The sequence below is a fragment of the Variovorax sp. Root318D1 genome, from assembly GCF_001424835.1.
In the GTDB taxonomy this organism is placed as follows: domain Bacteria; phylum Pseudomonadota; class Gammaproteobacteria; order Burkholderiales; family Burkholderiaceae_C; genus Variovorax.
On record NZ_LMCQ01000020.1, the window covers coordinates 176,834 to 193,564 of the forward strand.

The 16,731-nt window shown below is 64.3% G+C and carries 17 protein-coding genes and 1 tRNA gene; 12 read left to right on the plus strand and 6 right to left on the minus strand.

Annotation, left to right across the window (positions count from 1 at the left end; genetic code table 11):
• Positions 1 to 5: 5 nt before the first annotated feature.
• A complete protein-coding gene (gene rpmB, locus ASC78_RS17675) occupies positions 6 to 239 on the minus strand; it encodes a 50S ribosomal protein L28 (RefSeq protein WP_007830293.1) in 234 nt (77 codons plus the stop codon).
• 171 nt (positions 240 to 410) lie between these two features.
• Positions 411 to 1,370 (minus strand): thioredoxin-disulfide reductase, encoded by a 960-nt coding sequence (gene trxB / locus ASC78_RS17680; RefSeq protein ID WP_055803913.1) that lies wholly within the window; start codon positions 1,368 to 1,370, stop codon positions 411 to 413.
• Between the two features lie 186 nt (positions 1,371 to 1,556).
• Between trxB and ASC78_RS17685 the strand changes: the two genes are divergently transcribed.
• The 8 genes from ASC78_RS17685 (at position 1,557) to ASC78_RS17720 (ending at position 10,806) form a co-directional block, all read left to right on the plus strand.
• Positions 1,557 to 2,231, plus strand: coding sequence for a Crp/Fnr family transcriptional regulator (locus ASC78_RS17685; protein ID WP_055803915.1), 675 nt, complete (start codon positions 1,557 to 1,559; stop codon positions 2,229 to 2,231).
• Between the two features lie 89 nt (positions 2,232 to 2,320).
• Entirely contained in the window at positions 2,321 to 4,723 is a 2,403-nt protein-coding gene (locus ASC78_RS17690; protein ID WP_055803918.1) for a DNA translocase FtsK, read from the plus strand.
• Positions 4,724 to 4,876: 153 nt separating this feature from the next.
• On the plus strand, positions 4,877 to 5,521 hold the full coding sequence (lolA, locus tag ASC78_RS17695) for an outer membrane lipoprotein chaperone LolA (protein WP_055804377.1): 645 nt from the start codon (positions 4,877 to 4,879) through the stop codon (positions 5,519 to 5,521).
• A 19-nt stretch (positions 5,522 to 5,540) separates the two neighbouring features.
• On the plus strand, positions 5,541 to 6,833 hold the full coding sequence (locus ASC78_RS17700) for a replication-associated recombination protein A (RefSeq protein WP_055803921.1): 1,293 nt from the start codon (positions 5,541 to 5,543) through the stop codon (positions 6,831 to 6,833).
• Between the two features lie 238 nt (positions 6,834 to 7,071).
• Positions 7,072 to 8,001 carry a branched-chain amino acid ABC transporter permease gene (locus ASC78_RS17705; RefSeq protein ID WP_055803923.1) on the plus strand — a complete coding sequence of 310 codons (930 nt, stop codon included), beginning with the start codon at positions 7,072 to 7,074 and terminating at the stop codon, positions 7,999 to 8,001.
• 13 nt (positions 8,002 to 8,014) lie between these two features.
• Positions 8,015 to 9,211, plus strand: a complete 1,197-nt coding sequence (locus ASC78_RS17710; protein WP_055803926.1) for an ABC transporter permease subunit — start codon at positions 8,015 to 8,017, stop codon at positions 9,209 to 9,211.
• 19 nt (positions 9,212 to 9,230) lie between these two features.
• Positions 9,231 to 10,004, plus strand: coding sequence for an ABC transporter ATP-binding protein (locus ASC78_RS17715; RefSeq protein ID WP_055803929.1), 774 nt, complete (start codon positions 9,231 to 9,233; stop codon positions 10,002 to 10,004).
• A 16-nt stretch (positions 10,005 to 10,020) separates the two neighbouring features.
• Positions 10,021 to 10,806: an ABC transporter ATP-binding protein gene (locus ASC78_RS17720; protein ID WP_200934326.1), complete on the plus strand. Its 786-nt coding sequence runs from the start codon at positions 10,021 to 10,023 to the stop codon at positions 10,804 to 10,806.
• 16 nt (positions 10,807 to 10,822) lie between these two features.
• Here ASC78_RS17720 and ASC78_RS17725 read toward each other — a convergent pair whose 3' ends face one another.
• The gene (locus tag ASC78_RS17725; RefSeq protein ID WP_055803932.1) at positions 10,823 to 11,803 is read right to left on the minus strand and encodes a Bug family tripartite tricarboxylate transporter substrate binding protein; all 981 of its coding nucleotides are present in this window, start codon (positions 11,801 to 11,803) and stop codon (positions 10,823 to 10,825) included.
• A gap of 40 nt (positions 11,804 to 11,843) precedes the next feature.
• On the minus strand, positions 11,844 to 12,908 hold the full coding sequence (locus tag ASC78_RS17730; protein WP_055803934.1) for a CDP-6-deoxy-delta-3,4-glucoseen reductase: 1,065 nt from the start codon (positions 12,906 to 12,908) through the stop codon (positions 11,844 to 11,846).
• Positions 12,909 to 12,972: 64 nt separating this feature from the next.
• On the opposite strand from ASC78_RS17730, the gene ASC78_RS17735 reads away from it, so the two are divergent.
• Positions 12,973 to 13,905, plus strand: coding sequence for an NAD-dependent epimerase/dehydratase family protein (locus tag ASC78_RS17735; protein ID WP_055803937.1), 933 nt, complete (start codon positions 12,973 to 12,975; stop codon positions 13,903 to 13,905).
• Positions 13,906 to 13,921: 16 nt separating this feature from the next.
• Here ASC78_RS17735 and ASC78_RS17740 read toward each other — a convergent pair.
• Positions 13,922 to 14,006: transfer RNA gene (locus tag ASC78_RS17740), tRNA-Leu, on the minus strand.
• Positions 14,007 to 14,048: 42 nt separating this feature from the next.
• On the opposite strand from ASC78_RS17740, the gene cysM reads away from it, so the two are divergent.
• From cysM to ASC78_RS17755, 3 genes are read left to right on the plus strand one after another with little or no spacing between them, the layout of a single operon-like run.
• Positions 14,049 to 14,951 carry a cysteine synthase CysM gene (gene cysM / locus ASC78_RS17745; RefSeq protein ID WP_055803941.1) on the plus strand — a complete coding sequence of 301 codons (903 nt, stop codon included), beginning with the start codon at positions 14,049 to 14,051 and terminating at the stop codon, positions 14,949 to 14,951.
• Between the two features lie 13 nt (positions 14,952 to 14,964).
• Positions 14,965 to 15,543, plus strand: coding sequence for an NUDIX hydrolase (locus ASC78_RS17750; RefSeq protein ID WP_055803944.1), 579 nt, complete (start codon positions 14,965 to 14,967; stop codon positions 15,541 to 15,543).
• Positions 15,533 to 15,760 carry a sulfurtransferase TusA family protein gene (locus ASC78_RS17755; protein ID WP_055803945.1) on the plus strand — a complete coding sequence of 76 codons (228 nt, stop codon included), beginning with the start codon at positions 15,533 to 15,535 and terminating at the stop codon, positions 15,758 to 15,760. Before ASC78_RS17750 ends, ASC78_RS17755 begins: the two co-directional genes overlap by 11 nt.
• A gap of 37 nt (positions 15,761 to 15,797) precedes the next feature.
• Here the strand turns inward: ASC78_RS17755 and galU are convergent, their stop codons facing one another.
• Positions 15,798 to 16,688, minus strand: a complete 891-nt coding sequence (galU, locus tag ASC78_RS17760) for a UTP--glucose-1-phosphate uridylyltransferase GalU (RefSeq protein ID WP_055803948.1) — start codon at positions 16,686 to 16,688, stop codon at positions 15,798 to 15,800.
• Positions 16,689 to 16,731: the final 43 nt, after the last annotated feature.

A 16,731-nucleotide genomic window follows, 5' to 3' on the forward strand; every position in this document is an offset into this window, starting at 1 on the left:
GCTCCTTAAGCTTGGCCGCGTGCGCGCAGGTCTGCGAGCACGGCGTCGATGCCGTTCTTGTCGATCAGGCGCAGTGCAGCGCTCGAAACACGCAGGCGAACCCAGCGGTTTTCAGTCTCGACCCAGAAACGGCGATATTGCAGGTTCGGCAGGAACCGGCGCTTGGTTTTGTTGTTGGCGTGGGAAACGTTGTTTCCGACCATCGGGCCTTTGCCCGTTACGTCGCATACGCGTGCCATGAGGACACTCTTTCTTGAACAGCTGGCACCGGCGCAACCGTGAAGATTGCAGGTGTTTTGCAGCTTGACCTCGCCAGAAACGGGTGGCGGTACCCCGGCTTGCCGAACCCACGGGGAGTGGTGCTGTTTCGGCAAAGCCTTGGATTATAGCCCTTTTGGCCGCAGCCCGGTCTAGAGCGTGCCGTCCTGTTCAAGGAAGCGCTGCGCGTCCAGCGCGGCCATGCAGCCCGTACCTGCGCTCGTGATGGCCTGGCGATACACGTTGTCCTGCACATCGCCCGCGGCAAAGACGCCCGGAATGCTGGTCATCGTCGCAAAGCCCTGCAGGCCCGAGCGGGTCAGGATGTAGTTGTCCTTCATCTCCAACTGCCCCTGAAAGATGTCGGTGTTGGGGTGATGGCCGATGGCGATGAAGCAACCCTTGAGATCGATCTGTTCGGTTTCGCCGTTCTGCGTGCTCTTGATGCGGATGCCCGTCACGCCTGTTTCGTCGCCCAGCACCTGGTCGAGTTCTTTGTGCAGCTTCAGCACGATCTTGCCTTCGGCCACCTTTTCGTGGAGCTTGTCGATCAGGATGGGCTCGGCGCGGAACTTGTCCCGGCGATGAACCAGCGTGACTTTGTTGGCGATGTTGGCGAGGTACAGCGCTTCCTCGACGGCCGTGTTGCCGCCGCCGATCACGCACACCTCCTGCTCGCGATAGAAGAAGCCGTCGCAGGTTGCGCAGGCAGAAACGCCGCGGCCCATGAACTTCTGCTCCGAATCGAGGCCCAGGTATTTGGCCGAAGCGCCGGTGGCAATGATCAGCGAATCGCAGGTGTAGGTGCCGCTGTCACCGGTCAGGGTGAAAGGGCGCTTTCCCAGGTCGACCTTGTTGATGTGGTCGAAAACGATTTGCGTCTTGAAACGCTCTGCGTGTTCGAGAAAGCGCTGCATCAACTCGGGGCCCTGAACGCCGTGAACGTCGGCCGGCCAATTGTCAACTTCTGTGGTGGTCATCAATTGGCCGCCTTGGGCAATGCCGGTGATGAGCAAGGGCTTCAGATTTGCGCGTGCTGCATAAACGGCAGCTGTATAGCCGGCAGGGCCGGAGCCGAGGATCAAAACCTTGGCGTGTTGGGGAGCGGACATGATTGGAAAGCCTAGTAATTGCGCTGCGTCAGCGTGTACATTTTCAGGGTGGTAGCCGTTATATAGGGAGTATCACCGCCCGGTTCAACGCCGGGTGCACGGTGTTTTCAATGCGCGCGATTGTAGTAATCCATCGAAAAACCAAAGATGGGGAGGACTTGCACGTGCGGTATCAGGGATTGATAAATGTCGATGCTGTCCAATCTTGATCTGTTGCGACGCGTTCCGCTGTTCGCTTCGCTGACATCCTCGCAATCCGCAAGCATTGCGGATGCGATCATCAAAAAGCGTTTCAAGCGAGCGGAGGTCATTGTCGAGCAAGGCAAGAAGTCCAATGCGCTCTACATCATTCTTACCGGACGGGCGCGCGTCACGAGTGCCGACACCCGCGGCCGCGAGGTGATCCTTGCCACGCTGCACACGGGCGACTACATCGGCGAGATGAGCCTGATCGACGACGAGCCGCATTCGGCCACGGTGCGCACTGAAATCCAGTGCGACGTTCTCATGCTGGGCCGCGACGCGTTTGCACGTTGCCTGCCCGAAAACTCCTCCATGGCCTACAACATCATGCGCGGTCTTGTGCAGCGCCTGCGCCACGCCGATCGCAAGATCGAATCGCTGGCGTTGATGGATGTCTATGGCCGCGTGGCGCGCTCGCTGCTCGAGTTCGCCCTGGAAGACGGCGCCGGCAATCTCAAGGTGCGCGACAAGATATCGCGCCAGGATCTTGCGAAAATGGTGGGTGCTTCGCGCGAGATGGTGAGCCGCGTGATGAAGGATCTCGAGGAGCGTGGATTCGTGCAGACCCAGGACGACGGCTCCATGCTCGTCAAGGAAAGGCTCCTGTCTCTGACTTGAGCCGTGGGGCGGGCGCTTCTGGCGGCCGCCTTTTGTTGTAGTGTTCAGGCCTCCAGCCGCCGCTTCGAAGGCTGGGTGCCGTGTTTTTCATGACCTATTCGCTCAATACGCTTCAATCTTCTTCCGCCGCCGAGGGGCAACCGGTGCGCGTGCGCGCCATGCGCTTTGCCCACGAGATCACGCTGATCGCGGGGTTTGCGGGGTTGTTGTTCTGGTTGCTGGCCATGCTGAGCTTCACGCCGTCGGATGCGGCGTGGTCCACCTCCGGCACCGGCGGCGAAATCAAGAACTGGGGCGGCCGCATCGGCGCCTGGCTGGCCGACGGCAGCTACTTCCTGGCGGGTTATTCGGTGTGGTGGTGCCTCGCGGCGGGCCTGCGCGCCTGGCTTTCGTCGCTTGCCAACTGGCTGCGCGGCGGCGAGCCCGCGCCGGCCGAACAACCCGTGCGCGGCCGTTTCAATCGCAGCCGACTGGCGTTCTGGTTCGGACTCGTCCTGCTGCTGTGCGCAAGCGCCGTGCTCGAATGGTCGCGGCTGTACCGGCTCGAGTCCCATCTGCCGGGCTCGGGCGGCGGGGCGCTCGGCTACCTTGTGGGGCCATCGAGCGTGCGCTGGATGGGCTTCACCGGCTCGGCGCTGGTGGCCATCGCCGCCGGCGTGATCGGTTCGGCGCTGGTGTTCCGCTTCTCGTGGACCCAGATTGCCGAGCGCATCGGCGCGCGGGCTTATTCGCTGTTCGAGTCGCGCCGCGAAAAGCGCGAGATGGCGGCCGATATCGCTCTTGGCAAGCAGGCCGCGCGCGAGCGCGCCGAGGCCGAGGAGCCACAGTTTTCGCACGGAGCGGCCAGTGGCAGCGAGCCCACAGGCGCAGACGGCGACGAAGAGTTGCGCATCGACCCGCGCCCCAGGCGCCGGGCCCCGTCGCCGCCCGTGCAGATCGAGCCCGCGATGACCGAGGTGCCCAAGAGCGATCGCGTCGTCAAGGAACGCCAGAAGCCGCTCTTCAAGGAACTGCCGGACAGCAAGCTGCCGCAAGTCGACCTGCTCGATGCCGCCCAGGTGCGCCAGGAAACGGTGTCGGCCGACACGCTCGAGATGACCTCGCGCATGATCGAGAAAAAGCTCAAGGACTTCGGTGTCGAGGTTCGCGTGGTGCTTGCCTCGCCGGGCCCGGTGATCACGCGCTACGAAATCGAACCCGCCACGGGTGTCAAGGGTTCGCAGATCGTCGGCCTGGCCAAGGATCTTGCGCGTTCGCTCTCGCTGGTGTCGATCCGCGTGGTGGAAACCATTCCGGGCAAGAACTACATGGCGCTCGAGTTGCCAAACGCCAAGCGTCAGTCGATCAAGCTGAGCGAAATTCTCGGTTCGCAGGTCTATAACGAGGGCAAGTCGTTCCTCACGATGGGCCTGGGCAAAGACATCATCGGCAACCCCGTGGTGGCCGACCTCGCGAAGATGCCGCACGTGCTGGTGGCCGGCACCACCGGATCGGGCAAGTCGGTCGGCATCAACGCGATGATTCTTTCGCTGCTCTACAAGGCCGAGGCGCGCGACGTCCGCCTGCTCATGATCGACCCGAAGATGCTCGAAATGTCGGTCTACGAAGGCATTCCGCACCTGCTGGCGCCCGTGGTCACCGACATGCGCCAGGCCGCACACGGCCTCAATTGGTGCGTGGCCGAGATGGAGCGCCGCTACAAGCTCATGAGCAAGCTGGGCGTGCGCAACCTGGCCGGCTACAACACCAAGATCGACGAAGCCAAGGCGCGCGAGGAGTTCATCTACAACCCCTTCAGCCTCACGCCCGACGATCCCGAGCCGCTCAAGCGCGAGCCGCACATCGTGGTGGTGATCGACGAACTGGCCGACCTGATGATGGTGGTCGGCAAGAAGATCGAAGAACTCATTGCCCGTCTCGCGCAGAAGGCGCGCGCCGCAGGCATCCACCTCATTCTTGCCACGCAGCGGCCCAGCGTCGACGTGATCACCGGCCTCATCAAGGCCAACATTCCGACCCGCATTGCGTTCCAGGTGTCGAGCAAGATCGACAGCCGCACCATCCTCGACCAGATGGGCGCCGAAGCACTGCTCGGCATGGGCGACATGCTCTACATGCCCAGCGGCACCGGCTTGCCGATTCGCGTGCACGGCGCCTTTGTGAGCGATGAAGAAGTGCACCGTGTGGTGGCCTACCTCAAGAGCCAGGGCGAGCCCGATTACATCGAAGGTGTGCTCGAAGGCGGCACAGTAGACGGCGACGGCGACATGCTGGGCGAGGGCGGCGACGCCGAGAAAGACCCGATGTACGACCAGGCGGTCGAGGTGGTGCTCAAGAACCGCAAGGCCAGCATCTCGCTCGTGCAGCGCCACCTGAAGATCGGCTACAACCGCGCCGCGCGGCTGGTCGAGGACATGGAGAAGGCAGGCCTCGTCAGTGCCATGAGCGGCAGCGGCCAACGCGAAATTCTCGTGCCTGCGCGTGCCGAATAAGCCGGCCAAAACCCGCCGCCCCGGAAGTTACGCGCTGACAAGCCGGTTGCAAAAGCTGCTCTAGCGTTGCAAAACTTCATCAAGCCCCGCACATGGCGCAACGCGTCGCGGGGTATGGTCATGTCGACGGCATCGCTTGCCGAGGAGTCCCAAATGAAAATTCGCCACTGGCTGTTGATCGGCCTTCTCTCATCCCTTCTCTCAACGGCCAACGCCTGGGCCGGCGGTCTCGAAAGCCTCGAAACCTTCGTGAAAACGGTCAAGTCGGGCCGCGCCGAGTTCACCCAGACCGTGACCGCACCGCCGCGAGAAGGGCAGCCGGGCCGCACCAAGACATCGAACGGCACTTTCGAATTCCAGCGTCCGGGCAAATTCAAGTTTGACTACCAGAAGCCGTTTGCCCAGAGCATCGTGGCCGACGGCAAGACGCTCTGGCTGTACGACGCCGACCTGAACCAGGTCACGCAGCGTGCCCAGTCGCAGGCGCTGGGCTCCACGCCTGCCGCGCTGATTGCCGCGGCCCCCGACCTGCGCGCGCTGCAAGCCGACTTCACGCTCGAGGCCGCACCCGAGCGTGATGGGCTCCAGTGGGTCAAGGCCACGCCCAAGAACAAGGACGGCCAGTTGCAGAATGTACAGGTCGGCTTCCAGGGCGACGCGCTGGCGGCGCTCGAAATTCTCGACAGCTTCGGCCAACGCTCGGTGCTCAAGTTCAGCAAGGTCGAAGTGAATCCGGCGCTGCCCGCCAACGTGTTCGACTTCAAGGCGCCGGCCGGAGCCGACGTCATCAAGCAATAGCAGATCAAAACAGGCAGGTTTGGCCAACAGTTCGCATCAACCCCTTGCCGAGCGCCTGCGTCCGAAGACGCTGGGCGAGGTCATTGGCCAGCAGCATCTGCTGGGGCCGGGCATGCCGCTGCGCATCGCGTTCGAGTCGGGCCAGCCGCATTCGTGCATTCTCTGGGGGCCGCCCGGCACGGGCAAGACGACCATCGCCCGACTGATGGCCGATGCCTTCGATGCGCAGTTTCTCAGCATCAGCGCCGTGCTCGGCGGCGTGAAGGACATCCGCGAGGCGGTCGAGCGCGCAACGGCCGCGCGGGACGGCCTGGAACAGCGGCGCACCATCGTCTTCGTCGATGAAGTGCACCGGTTCAACAAGAGCCAGCAGGATGCGTTCTTGCCGCACGTCGAATCGGGGCTGTTCACCTTCATCGGCGCCACCACCGAGAACCCTTCGTTCGAGGTCAACTCGGCCTTGCTTTCGCGCGCGGCGGTGTACGTGCTGCAGCCGCTCACCGAGGCCGACCTGAAGCAGATCGTCGCCAAGGCGCAGGCCATCCAGGCGGTGCCCGCCATCGAAGACACAGCGATCGACCGGCTCGTGGCCTACGCCGATGGCGACGCACGGCGCCTGCTCAACACGCTCGAAACGCTGGCCGTCGCGGCCCGTGCCGAGAAGCTCGACAACATCGCAGACGAATGGCTGCTGCGCGTGCTTGGCGAGCGCATGCGGCGCTACGACAAAGGCGGCGAGCAGTTCTACGACACCATCAGCGCCTTGCACAAATCCGTGCGCGGCAGCGACCCCGACGCCGCGCTCTATTGGTTCGTGCGCATGCTCGATGGCGGCGCCGACCCGCGCTACATGGCGCGCCGGCTGGTACGCATGGCGAGCGAAGACATCGGCCTGGCCGATCCGCGCGCGCTCCGGCTGGCGCTCGATGCGGCCGAGGTCTATGAACGGCTCGGCACGCCAGAGGGCGAACTCGCGCTGGCCGAGTGCGTGGTCTACCTCGCGATAGCCCCCAAGTCGAATGCCGTCTACGTCGCCTACAACGCAGTGCGTGCCCTCATCAAGAAGGACAGCACGCGTCCCGTGCCGATGCACCTGCGCAACGCACCGACCAAGCTCATGAAGGACCTCGACTACGGCAAGGGCTACCGCTATGCGCACGACGAGGAGGGCGGCTTTGCCGCCGGCGAGCGCTACTTGCCGGAAGGTCTGGAGGGGCAGGTCTTCTATCAGCCCGTCGAACGCGGGCTCGAGATCCGCATCGCGGAAAAGCTGCGCGAGCTCCGTCGGCTCAACGGCCAGCGCGAAGAGTGATACGTCTTTTCACAGTGCGGGCAGGCCCCGCATGACTTCACTCGCATACAGCATGGCGTGAGCGGGTAAACCCCGGTGAAGGCGCACCAAATCGGCGCTGGTGGGTGCTTACAATCCCGGCCACAAATCAGCCAGCGGCACATGCTGGCTGGTTTTTTGCTTATCAAGCCAAGGTGCCCAACCGGTGCCACGGTGGGTGAACGGCACCCCGCAACGGTGCAACAAATAGGAACGCGTTATGGAAATATTGCTGCAGCAGATCATCAACGGTCTGGTTCTCGGCAGCATGTATGCCTTGATAGCCTTGGGTTACACCATGGTGTACGGCATCATCAACCTGATCAACTTTGCGCACGGCGAAGTGCTGATGGTGGGGGCGCTCACAAGCTGGACCATCATCGGCCTCATGAAGGAATCGATGCCCGGCACGCCCGGCTGGTTGATCCTCATCATCGCGTTGATCATTGCCTGCGTGGTGGCCGCCACGCTCAACTTCGTGATTGAGAAGGTCGCCTACCGGCCGCTTCGCAACAGCCCCAAGCTTGCGCCGCTCATCACCGCCATCGGCATGTCCATCCTGCTGCAGACGCTGGCTATGATCATCTGGAAGCCGACCAACAAGGCCTATCCCAACCTGCTGTCGACCACGCCCATCGAAGTGGGTGGCGCAGTGATCTCGCCCACGCAGGTCATGATCCTGAGCGTCACGGCGTTTTCCCTCGTGGTGCTGATGTGGCTGGTCAACTACACCAAGCTCGGCCGCGCCATGCGTGCCACCGCCGAGAACCCGCGCGTCGCGGCGCTCATGGGCATCCGGCCTGACATGGTCATTTCGGCCACCTTCATCATCGGTGCCGTGCTTGCGGCCATCGCTGGCGTCATGTATGCCTCCAACTACGGCATCGCGCAGCATGCCATGGGCTTCCTTCCCGGCCTCAAGGCCTTCACCGCGGCTGTGTTCGGCGGCATCGGCAACCTGGCCGGCGCCGTGGTTGGCGGCATCCTGCTTGGGCTGATCGAAGCCATCGGCTCCGGCTACATCGGTTCGCTGACCGGCGGCGTGCTGGGCAGCAACTACAGCGACATCTTCGCGTTCATCGTGTTGATCGTCATGCTCACGCTGCGGCCCTCGGGCCTGCTCGGCGAGCGCGTGGCGGATCGGGCCTGAGGAGCAGAACACCATGAAGAACAGCAAGAACCTCGCTCTCTACGTTCTCGGCGTTGTCGCCGTGCTCGCCCTGCCCATCTTCCTGCAGAGCCAGGGCAACGCCTGGGTGCGCATCGCCGACATTGCATTGCTCTACGTGATGCTCTCGCTCGGCCTGAACATCGTCGTCGGCTACGCCGGCCTGCTCGACCTGGGCTATGTCGCCTTCTTTGCCGTGGGGGCCTACCTCTACGCGCTGATGGGCTCGTCCCACCTGTCCGACACATTCCCGTGGTTCAAGGCCATGTTCCCGAACGGGCTGCACACCTCGCTGCTCATCGTGGTGCCGCTGGCGTTGGTGGTGGCGGGCGTGCTGGGCGTGATGCTCGGGGCGCCCACGCTCAAGCTGCGCGGGGACTACCTGGCCATCGTGACGCTCGGCTTCGGCGAAATCATCCGGGTGTTTCTGAACAACCTCGACCAGCCGATCAACATCACCAACGGGCCGAAGGGCATCACCGCCATCGATTCCGTCAAGTTCTGGGGACTCGACCTCGGCAAGGCATGGAAGTTCGACGGCTTCACGATCTCATCGGTCACGCTCTACTACTACCTGTTCCTTGCGCTGGTGGTCGCCACCATCATCATTTCGCACCGCCTGCAGATGTCCCGCATCGGCCGCGCCTGGATGGCCATCCGCGAGGATGAAATCGCCGCCAAGGCCATGGGCATCAACACCCGCAACATGAAGCTTCTGGCCTTTGGCATGGGCGCCAGTTTCGGCGGCGTGTCGGGCGCCATGTTCGCGGCCTTCCAAGGCTTCGTATCGCCGGAGTCGTTCAGCCTCATGGAGTCGGTGATGATCGTCGCCATGGTGGTCCTGGGCGGCATCGGCCATCTGCCGGGCGTGATTCTCGGCGCCGTGCTGCTGGCGGCACTGCCGGAAGTGCTGCGCTATGTCGCCGGCCCGCTGCAGGCCCTGACCGATGGCCGCCTTGACGCGTCCATCCTGCGCCAGCTCTTCATCGCACTGGCCATGATCGTCATCATGCTGGTGCGTCCGCGCGGCCTCTGGCCTTCGCCCGAGCATGGCAAGACCTTGCAGCGGAAGGGGGCCGCCCCCGGCGCGCCGGTCGCGCCGGGTTCGCTCCAGACCCAAGCACCGGGCATCGAAACGCCTGCGGACGAACTGCCCGGTGCAGCCTCGCGTCCCATGTCGATCAATCCGTGAGCCGAAGGAAAAAATCAACATGACGACAGACACCATCCTCGAAGTCCGCGGAATTTCCAAGCGCTTCGGCGGCCTGCAAGCCCTTTCCGACGTCGGCATCACCATCAAACGCGGCCAGGTCTACGGCCTCATCGGCCCCAACGGTGCCGGCAAGACAACCTTCTTCAACGTGATCACCGGGCTCTACACGCCCGACAGCGGCAGTTTCGAGCTCGCCGGCAAGCCCTATCAGCCGACGGCCGTGCATGAAGTGGCCAAGGCCGGCATCGCGCGCACCTTCCAGAACATCCGATTGTTCTCCGAGATGACGGCGCTCGAGAACGTCATGGTCGGGCGCCACATCCGCACCCATTCGGGCGTGTTTGGCGCCATGCTGCGCACCGGCTCGTTCAAGGCCGAGGAAAAGGCCATTGCCGAGCGCTCGCAGGAACTGCTTGACTACGTGGGCATCGGCAAGTTTGCCGACTACAAGGCGCGCACGCTCTCCTACGGCGACCAGCGCCGGCTCGAAATTGCGCGCGCACTGGCCACCGACCCGCAGCTCATCGCGCTCGACGAGCCCGCCGCCGGCATGAACACGACCGAGAAGGTGCTGCTGCGCGAGCTGATCGATCGCATCCGCAAGGACGACCGCACCATTCTCATCATCGAACACGACGTCAAGCTCATCATGGGCCTGTGCGATCGCGTCACTGTGCTCGACTACGGCAAGCAGATTGCCGAAGGCACACCGTACGACGTGCAGAAGAACGAGAAGGTGATCGAGGCCTACCTCGGCACCGGAGGACACTGAAATGACCACGACGACGATGACGAGCGCAGAAGAAACAACGACAGCAACGGCAACTGCAACCCCTCCGAAGACCGCGGCCACTGCCACCGGCAAGACGCTGCTCAAGGTCAGCGGACTGAAGGTCGGCTACGGCGGCATCCAGGCCGTCAAAGGCGTGGACTTCGAGGTTCACGAAGGCGAACTGGTGTCGCTCATCGGCTCCAACGGCGCCGGCAAGACCACCACCATGAAGGCCATCACCGGTACGCTGCCGGCCGGCGCGGGAACCATCGAATTCCTGGGCCGCAACATCAAGGGCCGCGGTGCGTGGGACCTGGTGGGCGAGGGCCTCGTGATGGTGCCCGAAGGGCGCGGCGTGTTCACGCGCATGACCATCACCGAGAACCTGCAGATCGGCGCCTACATCCGAACGGACAAGGCAGAGATCGCGAGCGACATGGAGCGCGTGTTTGTGACCTTCCCGCGCCTGCGCGAGCGCAAGGACCAGCTCGCGGGCACCATGTCGGGCGGCGAACAGCAGATGCTGGCCATGGGCCGCGCGCTCATGGCGCGTCCCAAGGTGCTGCTGCTCGACGAACCCACCATGGGCCTGTCGCCCATCATGTGCGACAAGATCTTCGAGGTGGTGCAGACCGTGGCCGCGCAGGGCGTGACCATTCTGCTGGTGGAGCAGAACGCCAACCGCGCGCTGCAGCTGGCCGACCGTGGCTACGTGATGGAGTCCGGGCTCATCACGATGAACGGCGATGCCAAGGAACTGCTGCGCGACCCGCGCGTGCGGGCCGCCTACCTGGGCGAGTAGCCGGCGAGGGCCGGGGTCAGTCGACCCTGGCGCCGGTCGCCTTCACGACGGCTTCGTACTTGGAGAGCTCGCTCTTCATGAACGCGCCGAACTGCTCGGGCGAACTGGCCACGGGCTCGGCGAGCAGCGTGGCAAAACGGGTCTTCGTTTCCGGTGCATTCAGCGCCGCCACGAAGGCTTGGTTGAGCTTCACGACCACGTCGTGCGGCGTGCCGGCCGGTGCCACCAGCCCCCACCAGGTGTCGATCGAAAAGCCCTTGAGCGTGTCGGCCACGGGCGGCACGTCCGGCATGGCGCTGCTGCGCTGCAAGGTTGTGACGGCAATGGCCTTGAGCTTGCCCGAGCGGATGTTCGGCGCCGCCGTGGCCAGGTTGTCGAAGTTGAAATCGACCTGCCCCGAGAGCAGCGCCAGTTGCGCCGGATTACCGCCGTTGTACGGAATATGCAGCGCGAAGATGCCGGCCTGCTTCTTGAACAGTTCGCCCGCCAGATGCCCGGCGCTGCCGTTGCCGCCGCTGCCGTAGTTGAGCTTGGCCGGGTTGGCCTTGGCGTAGCGGACCAGGTCGGCCAGGGTGTTGATTTTCAGGCGCTGCGCCGTCTCGGCATTCATCACCAGCACGTTCGGCACGCGCACCATCTGCGTGATGGGTGCGAAGTCGGTCGCGGCGTTGAACGGCATCTTGCTGTAGAGCCACGGATTCACCGCATGGGTGGCGGTGGCCGCAATGCCGATGGTGAGGCCGTCGGGCGCGGCCTTGGCGACGATGTCCGCGCCGATGTTGCCGCCCGCACCGGGCTTGTTGTCGATGATGACCGTGCCCAGCGTGTCCTTCACGCGTTCGGCCAGCATGCGGGCCGTGACGTCGATCGGACCGCCCGCAGCGTAGGGCACCACCAGGCGGATCGGGCGCTGTTGCTGCTGCTGGGCCACCGCCTGGCCGGTGGCAATCAGCGTGGCACTGGCCAGCAGTGCGAGGAGAAAGTGTCTCGTTTTCATTTTTTGTTCCGTGTCGTCTTGCGGGGATCAAGATCGGAGATCAGGGCAGCGCCTTGTCCGCCTCGGTGGTGAACGCGTCGGCAAAGAACTCGTCTTGGGGCAGGCCCGCCAGCGTCACGTAGTCGTGCTTGGCCGAGTCGACCACGATCGGCGCACCGCAGGCGTAGACCTGGTGGCCCGAAAGGTCGGCAAAGTCTTCCAGCACCGCGCGGTGCACGAAGCCCGTGCGGCCGGTCCAGTTGTCTTCGGGCGTGGCGTTGGAAACGACCGGCACGTAGCGCAGGTTCGGCATTTCCTTCAGCTGCTCGCGCACCCAGCCGTCCATGTAGAGGTCTTCAGGCCGGCGGCCGCCCCAGTAGAGCGCGGCGGGCCGGTCGATGCGCTTGAACTTCATGTGCTCGAGCAAGGCCTTGATCGGCGCAAAGCCGGTGCCAGAGGCCAGGAGGATCATCGGCTTGTCGGAGTCCTCGCGCAGGAAGAAGCTGCCGTAGGGGCCCTCGATGCGAAGGATTTCCTTCTCTTTCATCACGCCGAACACGTGGTCGGTGAACTTGCCACCGGGCAGGTGCCGCAGGTGCAATTCGATGCCCGTGCCCGGCTCGCTCAGCGTGTGCGGCGCATTGGCCATCGAATAGCTGCGGCGCGCGCCGTCGCGCAGGATGAATTCCACATACTGGCCCGCATGAAACTGCAGCGGCTCGCCGGCCGGCAATTGCAGGCGCAGCTTCATCACGTCATGCGACAGCCGCGTGAGTGCAAGCACCCGCACCGGCATCTTGCGGATCGGCAGCGCGCCGGCCTCGGTGACCTGGCGCGACTCGAGCACCACGTCGCTCTTGGCATGGGCGCAGCAGGTCAGCACGAAGCCGGCCAGTTGCTCTTCAGCGCTCAGGGCCTTGCTCTGGTGCGGACCGAGTTCGACCTCGCCGGAGAGCTTCTTGCACTTGCACGAGCCGCAGGCGCCGTCCTTGCACCCATAGGGGAGCCCGATGCCTTGCCGGATGCCGGCCGCGAGAATGGTTTCATCGCCATGCACCACGAAGTGACGCCCGCTGGGCTCGACGGTGATGGAAAAGCCCGCGTCATGCGGCGCTGCAACAGTCATCGGTATTCTTCGGCTTGTTTCAGCCTGTGGCAGAAAAGAGAAAAAAGGGAAAGGACCCCGGATTTTGCCTTCAATCAATAGCCCTTCCGGCGCGCTGCCGGCGCGCTTTCGCCGCGAGCGCCTGCTGATCGTGGGGTGCGGAGACGTGGGCCAGCGCGTGGCGCGCGATCTGCGGGGCCGCATGCAGCTGGTGGCGCTCACTTCGTCGATGGCCCGCGTGCCGGCGCTGCGGGCAGCTGGTATTCGCCCGCTCGTGGGCAACCTTGACGACCCTGCCACGCTGCGGCGGCTGGCCGGCGTGGCCACGCGCGTGCTGCACCTGGCGCCGCCGGCGCGCGATGGCGGTGCCTCGTGGTGGCGGGATCAGCGCACCACCGCGCTGACGCGCGCGCTGCGGCTGCGCTCCGCGCCGCTGGCATTCGTCTATGGATCCACCAGCGGCGTCTATGGCGACTGCGGCGGCGCGCGGGTGACCGAGACGCGGGCCGTGCGGCCCGACACGCCCCGCGCCCATCGCCGCGTGGATGCCGAGCGGGCGGTGCGCTGGCTCGGCCGCAGCGCCGGCGTGCGTGCGAGCATCCTGCGCATTCCAGGCATCTATGCGCCAGACCGGGAAGGCGGAACGCCGCGCCAGCGCCTTCAGCGCGGCACGCCCGTGCTGCGGCGCGAGGACGACGTGTTCACCAGCCACATTCACGCCGACGACCTGGCGCGCGCTTGCGTGGCGGCGCTGTTCCGCGGCCGGCCGCAGCGCATCGTGCATGCCGCCGACGACACCGAGCTGCGCATGGGCGACTACATCGACCTGGCCGCCGACTTGTACGGCATGCCCCGCCCGCCGCGCCTGGCGCGCGACGAAGCCCAGCGCCAATTGCCGCTGCAACTGCTGAGTTTCATGGGGGAATCGCGCCGGCTCGACAACACACGGCTCAAGCGCGAACTGCGCGTGCGGCTTGTGCACCCGACGGTGCATACAGGGCTGCGCGAGGCAGCCTGAATGCCGGTCAAAAATGTGGTGCCCGGGGCCGGAATCGAACCGGCACACCTTTCGGTGGGGGATTTTGAGTCCCCTGCGTCTACCAATTTCACCACCCGGGCAGGGTTCTGAAGCAAGCCCAAAATTATGGCACAGTGGCTGCCATGAATTATCCGACGATCGAAGACGCCATCGGCAAGACCCCCCTGGTGGCACTGCAACGCATCGATGCGGCCGAAAACGCCAAGCGCGGCAATGTGATCCTCGGCAAGCTGGAAGGCAACAATCCCGCGGGTTCGGTGAAAGACCGTCCCGCGCTCTCGATGATCAAGCGCGCCGAGGAGCGCGGCGAAATCAAGCCCGGCGACACGCTGATCGAAGCCACCTCGGGCAACACTGGCATCGCGCTGGCCATGGCCGCGGCCATCAAGGGCTATCGCATGGTGCTGATCATGCCGGAGGACCTGTCCGTGGAGCGCGCACAGACCATGAAGGCCTTTGGCGCCGAATTGGTGCTCACACCCAAGAGCGGCGGCATGGAATACGCGCGCGACCTTGCCGAACAGATGGTGGCGCAGGGCAAGGGCCGCGTACTCGACCAGTTCGCCAATGCCGACAACCCGCGCATCCACTACGAGACCACCGGCCCAGAGATCTGGACCGACACCAAGGGCAAGATCACGCATTTCGTGAGCGCCATGGGCACCACCGGCACCATCACCGGCGTCTCGCGCTTCTTGAAGGAAAAGAATCCCGCGGTGCGCATCATCGGCGCGCAGCCGGCCGAAGGCTCGCGCATTCCGGGCATCCGCAAATGGCCCACCGAATACCTGCCCAAGATCTACGAGCCGAGCCGCGTCGATGAAGAAATCAGCGTGAGCCAGGACAACGCCGAAGAGATGTGCCGGCGCCTCGCGCGCGAAGAGGGCATCTTCGGCGGCATCTCCGCGGCCGGTGCACTCTGGGTCGCGCTCGAAGTGGCCAAGACGGTGGAGAACGCCACCATCGTGTTCGTCGTGTGCGATCGCGGCGACCGCTATCTTTCGACCGGCGTGTTCCCCGCCTGACAGAGCCACGACCATGCCCCATCCCAAGTTTTGCCAGGCCTGCGCCACGCCTCTCGAATGGATCGCGCTGATGGAAGACGGCGGCCCCAAGGAGCGGCTGCGTTGCCCCTCATGCGGCCACACGCATTGGAACAATCCCACGCCCGTGCTGGCTGCCATCGTCGAGTACCGCGGCCAGGTGCTGCTGGCGCGCAATGCGGCATGGCCGGCCAAGATGTATGCGCTGATCACCGGCTTCATGGAGGCCGGCGAAACGCCCGAGGAAGGCATTGCGCGCGAGGTGAAGGAAGAAACCAACCTCGACGTGAGCGCGGCCAAGCTCGTCGGTGCGTACGACTTTCAGCGCATGAACCAGATCATCATCGCCTACCACGTGGTGGCCGATGGCGACGTCAGGCTCTCGCCCGAGCTCGTGGACTATCGCCTCTACGACCTGCCCGATCTCAAGTGCTGGCCCGCCGGCACCGGCTATGCGCTGGCCGACTGGCTGCGCGCGCGCGGCCACGAGCCCGTGTTCTTCACCGCGGCCGAAAACGAAGCGCGGCGCCGCGGACTCGTGCTGCCGCCCGAGGAGCCGAAGCATGGAAGTTGATCGCGAAATCGATACGCGCGGGCTGAACTGTCCGCTGCCCATTCTCAAGGCGAAGAAGTCGCTCAACGACATGGCGAGCGGTCAGCTCCTCAAGGTGGTGTCAACCGACCCCGGCTCGGTGCGCGACTTTCAGGCCTTTGCGCGCCAGACCGGCAACGAGCTGGTCGAACAGCAGACGATCGGCAGCGACTTCATCCATGTGCTGAAGAGGCGCTGACCAGAAAAGAAAAGGGCCCCGTCGGGGCCCTTTCTCTTCAGAGCTCCAAGCTCTTCAGATACTCGCGGAATTGCGCGCCCACTTCGGGGTGCGCCAGCGCAAGCTCCACCGAGGCTTGCAAAAAGCCTTCCTTGCTGCCGCAGTCGTAGCGGATGCCCTTGTAGGCATAGGCGTAGACCGCTTCCTTCTTCATCAGCGCAGCGATGCCGTCTGTGAGCTGGATTTCGCCGCCCGCGCCCTTGGGCTGGTTGCGAATCTCGTCGAACACGCCGGGCGTGAGGATGTAGCGACCCGCCACGCCAAGGCGCGAGGGTGCCTTGTCTGGCGAGGGCTTCTCGATCATGCGATCAACCTTCACGAGATCGTCGCCGATGGATTCACCTGCCACGATGCCGTAGCGCTTCACGTGCTCGAGCGGCACTTCCTGCACTGCCAGCACCGATGCGCCCAGCTTGCCGAAAGCAGCCGTCATCTGCGCAAGAACGGGCATTCCGCCCACCGGGCCGACCATCAAGTCGTCGGCCAGCAGCACGGCAAAGGGTTCGTTGCCGACCAGGTGTTCGGCGCACAGCACTGCATGGCCCAAGCCCAGCATGCGCGGCTGGCGCACGTAGGAGCAGGTCATGTCGTCGGGCATCACGGAGCGCGCGATGTTGAGCAGCTCGTGCTTGCCGCTCGCCTCGAGTTGGCTCTCGAGTTCGTAGGCGGTGTCGTAGTGATCTTCGATGGCACGCTTGTTTCGGCCCGTTACGAAAATCATGTCGCGAATGCCCGCCGCGTAGGCTTCCTCAACCGCGTACTGGATGAGTGGCTTGTCGACAACCGGCAGCATTTCCTTTGGCTGCGCCTTGGTGGCGGGCAGAAAGCGGGTGCCGAAACCTGCAACAGGAAATACGGCCTTGCGGATGCGTGTCGAGGGAATGGGCATGGACAATTTGGGCGTCTGTTCGTTCAGTTGAAGAAGAAGGTTT